The following is a 7,065-nucleotide window of genomic DNA, read 5'->3' as shown; positions in this document are numbered from 1 at the left end:
CCGAGGCCTCACCCGCCCCGGGCGACTCCACAAAGGCTCATCATCTGGCATCACCGCAGCTCAGACGGCCATCAGCCGAAAACGCAAAGACCCTGCGGAGAACACAGCAAGATTGCGTCCCGGACGGCGGTGAGCGCATCCATCAGTAGTTCCGGATGTTGCGTGTGCGGGTAGGTCATGACGTTCCCCTCACGGGCCATGATCGGTTCGTGTCGGACGGACGCGATTCCCGCTCCATCCGCGCGAAACGTCAAGCCCTACCGCGACGTCCGGTGGCACCCACCCCCTACCAGGACAGATAACCCCCGACAGGCGAATCGCTGTGCCCGTATGCGGGGCCGCGTATCCCGCCCGGCATGCGGCGCACTGATCTGGTGCTTCGGGTCTACCGCGCGGACAGCGATCGGTGGCATGAGAGTGAGTCGCTCGCTATTATGAGTTGGCCTAAATGGTTAATGCCTAGCTGGAAGGCCATTGAGGTAGTTCGTTCAAGGAGCTTCCGGAAAGTTGCCATGAGCGGAGGGCGCGGGAGTATCGCAGTTCGCCTGCACACGATAGGTGTTGCGATAGGGCTCCGACAGTGCAGAGGGCAAGCTGGGTAACGACAGCAATCGAGTTTTGAGCGGTGTATCGAGTAGCGCCCCAACTGCCACGGTTACGAGTAGCGACACCGAGTTCAGGTTCCTGCTGGAAATGCCTCCGGTCCTGATGTGCGGTTGCATGTCGCAGCTTTACCAACGAGTCGAGCCACTTCGCGGCGTCTTCTCCACGCCGAGTACGATGCTCAATTTCCCTTGGATCATTGAAGGCCGCCCACCAGTCAGCGTCGACTCCGATGTCACGGGCTCGCGCTGCGAAAGAGAACCACCACGACGGCATGGGGTCGAGGTTGAAGTATGCCCAGTACAGCTTTCGAACGTGAAACGGCCCAGGAGATTGCAGATCTTTAACTGGAAACCATTTTTCCAGATTGGCGGGGACGCCGCTCGAACTTTTCTTGAGGTGGTTGAAGCCAGCCATAACAAGCTGTTCGTTGAAGTCCTCCCAAGCGGCCACGGACATGACAGCAATTGCTCGGTATATAGCCCGCGACTCAACATTGAGGCCGCCGCCGCTGGAGCCCCGCTGGCTTGCCTTGCGTGCATTCACCCGGCCCGCCTCGATATCCAGTAATAGGGCATCCTCAAGAGCAACAATGAAACGCTCGACAGCGTCCTGAAAAACGAAGCGAGACACCGCTTCTCCGATCGGGTCGAGTAGAACGGCCGGCTGGCTACTTGATCTAATCAGTAGTGTAGACGACCTAAGGTCATCGAACATATCACTCTATGTCAGCCCGTGATGCGTCGTACAGGTTGAGGTCTGATTGGCGACCTGCGTAGAAAGATGCTGATTTTTCGACTCTGTATGGCGGGGTTGAACCCGATGCCGGCAGGGGTGCGCCCCCAACCCGGCGAACCTACCCCGCGAGTCGATGCCATTCGAGAGGGCGGAAGCGTTTTGTCTCTTCAGGGCCAACAGGCTACCTGTGCAAAATAGGTGGTGCCAGTGTCACCTATGAGTCACAATGCTGCGATGATGAGCGTCACCCCCGATGATTGGTCGCCTGCAGACCATCCGTACGCCATAGCAGTATCGGAGGCTCAGTGGTGGCAGCGGGCGACCCAACTCGCCGTCTTGCGCCTTCGCGAGGATGATGACCGCCGGATATCATGGTTCAGTTCGCGCCAGATCGATGCACGACAGCTTGTCTTCGCTCTGCGGCAGCTTCTCAACGCCGAAAGGTTGGAGCAGGTCGCGTTATCGACACTCGGAATTGACGCCGCCGTCGGCGCAGCCCTGTCTACCGCTCGTCAGCGATTCACTGATGCACTGCCGGGAATCAAGCATATGCGCGACGCACTGATGCATTTCGACGAATGGTCGCGCGGCGAAGGGAAGTTTGGTCCCCAGAGGCAGCGCCGCGATGCTGGCGCCGCCTTGCGTGATGTGGCGCGCGAGTATTGGGGTTTTGAATACGACTCCAGTCGCGGCACGATTTCTCTGGGCCTGTATACGATCAGCGTTGATGCTGCGGATAGGGCAGCTGCGGAGCTATCAAATGCAATCTATCTAGCGGCTCATCAGGTCGACATCAAAAACACCGCCAACCTCCGAGCGAAGACAAGCGACGCATTGACGAGCGCGGGTATAGTCTTTAATCTGCCGGAGGCTGAAGTGACAATTTCTTCGGGTAATGATTTGCGAATCTGGATCACCCTGAGCGCGAGTGCTCGCAACGATATTGTCGTGATTAAGGATTTGGCAAACCGAATTATCGCGGCGCTCGATGGTAGTGGACTTCACCTTTCGTCTACAAATATGGCCGAGGCGTTTGATCCCACCGAACGGTTGATTCGTGGCGAGGCGCTCTATGTCGCTTCCTGATTTGTTTTCATATGAGAAATGCATAAACTTTACATGAACGAATAGAAATGGTCGGCCGGAAAGCGCCATCGGCATCGGCTCGGAAAACGGTCGGTGGTCGAGCGCAGCCTCGCCTGGCTCACCGAACATCGACGCCTGACGGAGACTACGAACGCGATCCTGCCGTCTCCGAAGCGCTGATCCGCTGATCCGCGATCAACACCATGGACCGTCGACTCGACCGCGGTCGGCCCGCAACCCGGCAACGCCGCCGAACCTTGAGCACGCCGGATAACAGCCCCTGCGAGTGTCCCTCGAAGGGCGCGTCTCATGTCGTGCGCCCTGGTTGTGCTCTGCCTACACTCTCTTCTGAGAGGAGCCGGATCACCCAGCCGCAGGCGCTGCTGTGAATCGGTGCTGTCTGTGAGAGCGGAGTAGCTGCGTGAGCCACGAGGGCGAAGACAAGGTGGAGGCGGCCGACGTCAGTTCCGGAGCTGACCTGTACGAGGGCAACGAGCTTCTGCGCATCGCGTCCACGATGCCGGACACGGACATCGATGTGGTACGGCGGCGCGTCGGAGAGATGGACAACTTCAGGGAACTCGCTACCGATGCGCTTGATGTTCTTGAGAGGCATCACAACGCCACGCTTGGATCCAACGGCCAAAGTCAGGAGTGGTTCCACCGGGCATGCCAGGACACCCGGGACATTTTCCGGGTTGTGCTCGCTCAAGACCTGGAGTGGGAACAGCAGCGGTACGTGCTCGACCTGCTGATGAAGCTCGTGCAGATGGAAGGCGCGAAGGACACCGAGAGCAAAAATCTGCTCAGCCGATTGTCCGACAAGCTGGCCAGCAAGAAGGTGCTGATCAGCAGCGTCGCCATCTTCGCGACTGCTGCGACTGTGGCAATCGTCGCTCCCAAGGCGGCGCGCCAGTTCGGCGAGGCCATCAGCAAGAGTTGACTAGGAACACGGTTGAGTGGCGGAAGGCCATTTTCGAAGCTGGCGAATAGCTGCCACCGAACCAGCGGATGAGCCCAGAGGTCGCCGCCGCCCGTGGACTGGCCGTCCTTGAAACCATAGTCTCGCGCTGTGGACGATGAGCTACGCAGCGACCTGCGGAGACTCCGGGAGGAAGCTGATCATGTCGTCAGAGTGTCCGGGCGAACTCCGGTGCGCTCCTGGTTGTACGACGTGACCCGTGGCCGCATCGATCGGCGGCCACGACCGACGGTCGGTCAACTCCCCTGGGTGGACGCTCCGTGGCAGGACACTGTCTCGGGGCGGTACCACGGGTGGCGATGCCGGCGGGCCAACCTGAAGGGCGGACTCGCCTTCGTCGTGGAGTACGTGGTCTGCCCGTACTGCAACATCGGCTGGGTGGACAAGCCGTACACGGTAGAGGACTACCAGCGCTGCGGGCTCGCCGCCGCAGGGCTGACCGCGCTTCGCGCCGAACACCCTGGAGTGGCCTGGTATACCGGTAGTGGCCATCTGCGCGACTCCCGACCGTTCTGGTCCGCAGTCGGGCAGGGCGTTGACGGCGCCTACCAGCCGCGTGAAATGTGCGAGCACGTGGAACACCACGGTGGCGTCAAGCCCCGCTGGAAGCTGCGCCAACGCCCGCAGTGTCGATAGATGCACCGGGCCCGACTACTCGGCAGAAGTCCTGTTCAGGCTGAAGGTTAGACCCTTCATTCATGAACTCAGCAGGCTGGCACTATATTTTCCGCCGGTAGAACCGATGCGGCCGTTGGCCCAACGACGCAAATACATCATCTGATGAAATTTTCAATGTTTTTAGTACATCGAGATGTGAACGTGGTTTGTGTGCCAGCCGGACGGGTCGTTTCCGCCGTAGGGGTTGTCGTAGGCGTGCCATCCCTGCTCGGGTGTCCAGATTATCCGGAACCAGATGACGTACATGATGCCGAGGCGGTCGGCGTTGGCGACGGCCCAGGCCGCCATCGCGTCCCCCCTGGCTTTCTGCGCGCCGGTTGCTTCGCCGCCGGAGGTCATCATGAAGTCGCAGGCGCGGCCCTTCGGGTGTTCCCCGTGGTCGTCGACGCGGAAGCAGCCGGGCTTCGGCCAGCCGGCGGCGGTGGCCTGCTGAACCAGGTGGAGTGTGCGTGGGGTGAGGCAGCCGGTTCCGGTGGTCGGGTCCGGGATGATGGAGCAGGTTTCCGTGGGCCAGGAGCCGTCGGGGTTGCGGGGCGCCGGTTCGGCGCTGCCGAACGGCATCGCCGAGCAGTCGAGGGCTATCTCACCGACCCCATATTGATCAACTAGGGCGATGGCGTCGGCGGTCCACTTCGCGTACGCGTCCGGGTAGGCGCTGAGCTGTACCGCCTGGGCCGCCTCGGTGAGTGGCATGGTTTGCCATCCGGAGATGGTCTTGAGCTTGTGGTAGAACTTGTCCGCCTGGTAGGCGGGATCAGCCAGTTGCTCGGGGTTGCCCCATCCTTGGCTCGGGCGCTGTTGGAAGACGCCGATGGAGTCGTGGTCGTTGTCGTCGCCGAGGTAGGGCAGGTTCCGTAGTCCGGACTCTTGCATGGCGACGGCGAGGGCGATGGTCTGGCCCCAGCTGCCGACGCCTTTGGTGATACCGACCTGGATGATGGTCAGGGCGATGTTGAGTTGATCGGTGTCCCACGTCGTGGTGGTCGTCGGTTGCTCGGACGCGTTGGTGCTCGGTGCGGTGGCGACTCTGCATGCCCCGGAGCTGCCGCCCATGACGGCGGACAGCAGCAGCATGGGCAGCCCGAAGCAGGCGAGGATGACGAAGGTGACGATGCCGAGAATGGCCTTGGTCATAGTCGATTGGCCTTTCGGTGAAGACAAAAAAGGCCGTGCTGCGCGGGTGCGCGGCCGGCCGGAGGAAGGCGATCCGGGGATAGGTCAGAGGCAGTGCGTGAATGCGCGTAGCCGGGCGTCCACCTCGGCCAGCAATGTGCTGACGAGGGTGTCGGCGTCGGCGATCGGGTGGCCGTCGGTGACGGGGGTGGCGCAGCGCCAGTCCCAGTGCTCCGGTTGCAAGGTGGGCACGAACCAGAGCGTGGTGTCGCGGTCGAGGAACAGCGCGCCTTTGATCTGTGGGGCGAGCAGCGTCATGGGCTGGCTGGCGCAGCTGGTCAGGCACTGGCAACCCGCCGCGTCGTAGACCGAGCGCGGTAGGCCGCGGTGGATGGAGCAGTTGCAGTCGCAGGCGGGTCGAGGCGTCCGGTACATAGCGGTCTCCCAAAGGGTTGTGAAGCACAAAAAGGGCCGTGGGCCGCCCACATGGGCGGCCCACCTTGGTTGTGCGGGTTTTAGAGGTTGAAGACCTCGGGGTTCGCGAGCACGTGAACGAGATCCCGCAGCCGGGTCTCGATCACCACGCTGGCGTGGTGGAAGTCGTGCCGGGTGTCGATGTCTCCGGCGTTCTCCCAGGTGCCGCCGGGCAGGGCCGGTACCTGCCAGAGGCCGCTGCCCTGGTCGAGGAACAGTGCGCAGCCCCAGCGGTCGGCCAGCAGCGTGATGGGCTGGGTGGCGCGGGTGATGGTGCAGGCGCAGCCGAACTCGTTTTAGGTGAGCCGGGTTCGTTTGGCGTGCAGGGGGCAGCGGCAGTCGCAGGGACGCTGCCAGGGCATCAGGTAGGTCATTGTGGCTCCGGATGAACGGCGGTGGGGGTGGGAAGGGGGCGCGAGATGGGGCCGATGAGGCTGGTGCGGCCAGGGCCGAGGAGCTTGTCGTGCTGGACGGCCCGGGTCTCCTCGGCGGTGAGCACGTAGGCCGGCAGGTGCGGTATGCCTTTGCGCCAGGCGTGGTAGAGCCGGTGCACGCCGTCGATCAGCAGTCCGGCGGGCGGGCCGTCCCCGATGAGGACGAGGCCGAGGATCACCGGGTTGCTCAGGTCGGTGCTCATCGCGTAGAGCCGGTCGACGGCATCTCGCGTGGGGCCGATGAGACTGACCGCCAGGCGCTGCGGGTCGTCGAGGTGATGGAGGCTGTACGCGGTGGCCCATGCCGTGACGTCGAGTTGCTGCGTCTCGTGGGGTGTGGCCGCGATCAGCGCCAGCGCGGCATCGATGTCGAAGACCCACGGCCCGAAGTGGAACCATTGCGGCTCCCGGGCGGCCATCACCGGCCTTCCTTGGCGGTGAGGGAGGCGTAGATGCGGATGCACCGCAGGATCAGCTGATGCGACGGCAACCTCAGCAGGCGTTGCCGTTTGTCCTCGTACAGCCGGTCCCAGATCAGGACGGTGACGCTGGCGGACCAGACGTCGACCAGGACCCCGTCGATCTTGAGGTACTGCCCCTCGGCGACGATGCGGCGCAGCGTGTCGATGAGTGTGGCGTCGTCGATCGGGTGGTTGGCGTCGTCGGGCCGGGCTGCCTCCTCGTACTGGGTGAGGCAGTCCTCGCAGGTGTAGGGGCGGGGTGGTTCTTCGGTCTCCCACCGGCGAACGTCGTCGGCGGGGATTCCGCAGACCGACTGGCGTGGGTCGCGGGGATGTAGCAGGTGAGGGGTTATCGCGGTCATCGGCTCGTGTTCTTTCGGGGACGAGCCGGGGCGTGTTGACCCGCGCGGGTCAACATGCCGCGCGCTGTGGTTCCGCGAGGTCGTCGACGCCGCCGGCGCCGCGGGCTGCGAAGCGATCGGCCTGTGGTGCTCCC

Annotated in this window: 8 protein-coding genes; 3 read left to right on the top strand and 5 right to left on the bottom strand. The window is 62.9% G+C overall.

Features of this window, described 5'->3' with window-relative positions; genetic code table 11:
• Positions 1 to 459: 459 nt before the first annotated feature.
• A complete protein-coding gene (locus AB0K03_RS41020) occupies positions 460 to 1,236 on the bottom strand; it encodes a hypothetical protein (RefSeq protein WP_364697571.1) in 777 nt (258 codons plus the stop codon).
• 339 nt (positions 1,237 to 1,575) lie between these two features.
• Between AB0K03_RS41020 and AB0K03_RS41015 the strand changes: the two genes are divergently transcribed.
• From AB0K03_RS41015 to AB0K03_RS41005, 3 genes are all read left to right on the top strand, one after another.
• Entirely contained in the window at positions 1,576 to 2,427 is an 852-nt protein-coding gene (locus tag AB0K03_RS41015) for a hypothetical protein (RefSeq protein ID WP_364697568.1), read from the top strand.
• Between the two features lie 421 nt (positions 2,428 to 2,848).
• Entirely contained in the window at positions 2,849 to 3,370 is a 522-nt protein-coding gene (locus AB0K03_RS41010; protein ID WP_364697565.1) for a hypothetical protein, read from the top strand.
• A 378-nt stretch (positions 3,371 to 3,748) separates the two neighbouring features.
• Positions 3,749 to 4,045 (top strand): hypothetical protein, encoded by a 297-nt coding sequence (locus tag AB0K03_RS41005; protein WP_364697562.1) that lies wholly within the window; start codon positions 3,749 to 3,751, stop codon positions 4,043 to 4,045.
• 162 nt (positions 4,046 to 4,207) lie between these two features.
• Here the strand turns inward: AB0K03_RS41005 and AB0K03_RS41000 are convergent, their stop codons facing one another.
• The 4 genes from AB0K03_RS41000 to AB0K03_RS40985 all read right to left on the bottom strand — a co-directional run bounded on the left by AB0K03_RS41000 (position 4,208) and on the right by AB0K03_RS40985 (position 6,931).
• A complete protein-coding gene (locus AB0K03_RS41000; protein ID WP_364697560.1) occupies positions 4,208 to 5,221 on the bottom strand; it encodes a hypothetical protein in 1,014 nt (337 codons plus the stop codon).
• 84 nt (positions 5,222 to 5,305) lie between these two features.
• Positions 5,306 to 5,635 carry a hypothetical protein gene (locus AB0K03_RS40995; RefSeq protein WP_364697557.1) on the bottom strand — a complete coding sequence of 110 codons (330 nt, stop codon included), beginning with the start codon at positions 5,633 to 5,635 and terminating at the stop codon, positions 5,306 to 5,308.
• 409 nt (positions 5,636 to 6,044) lie between these two features.
• On the bottom strand, positions 6,045 to 6,527 hold the full coding sequence (locus AB0K03_RS40990; protein ID WP_364697554.1) for a hypothetical protein: 483 nt from the start codon (positions 6,525 to 6,527) through the stop codon (positions 6,045 to 6,047).
• A complete protein-coding gene (locus AB0K03_RS40985) occupies positions 6,527 to 6,931 on the bottom strand; it encodes a hypothetical protein (protein ID WP_364697551.1) in 405 nt (134 codons plus the stop codon). The genes AB0K03_RS40990 and AB0K03_RS40985 overlap by 1 nt, the downstream gene beginning before the upstream one ends.
• Between the last annotated feature and the right edge of the window lie 134 nt (positions 6,932 to 7,065).

This window comes from Actinoplanes sp. NPDC049316 (assembly GCF_040677315.1).
GTDB lineage: Bacteria > Actinomycetota > Actinomycetes > Mycobacteriales > Micromonosporaceae > Actinoplanes.
Note: the sequence above shows the minus strand (reverse complement) of the source record. Positions and strands in the feature narration are given on the sequence as shown.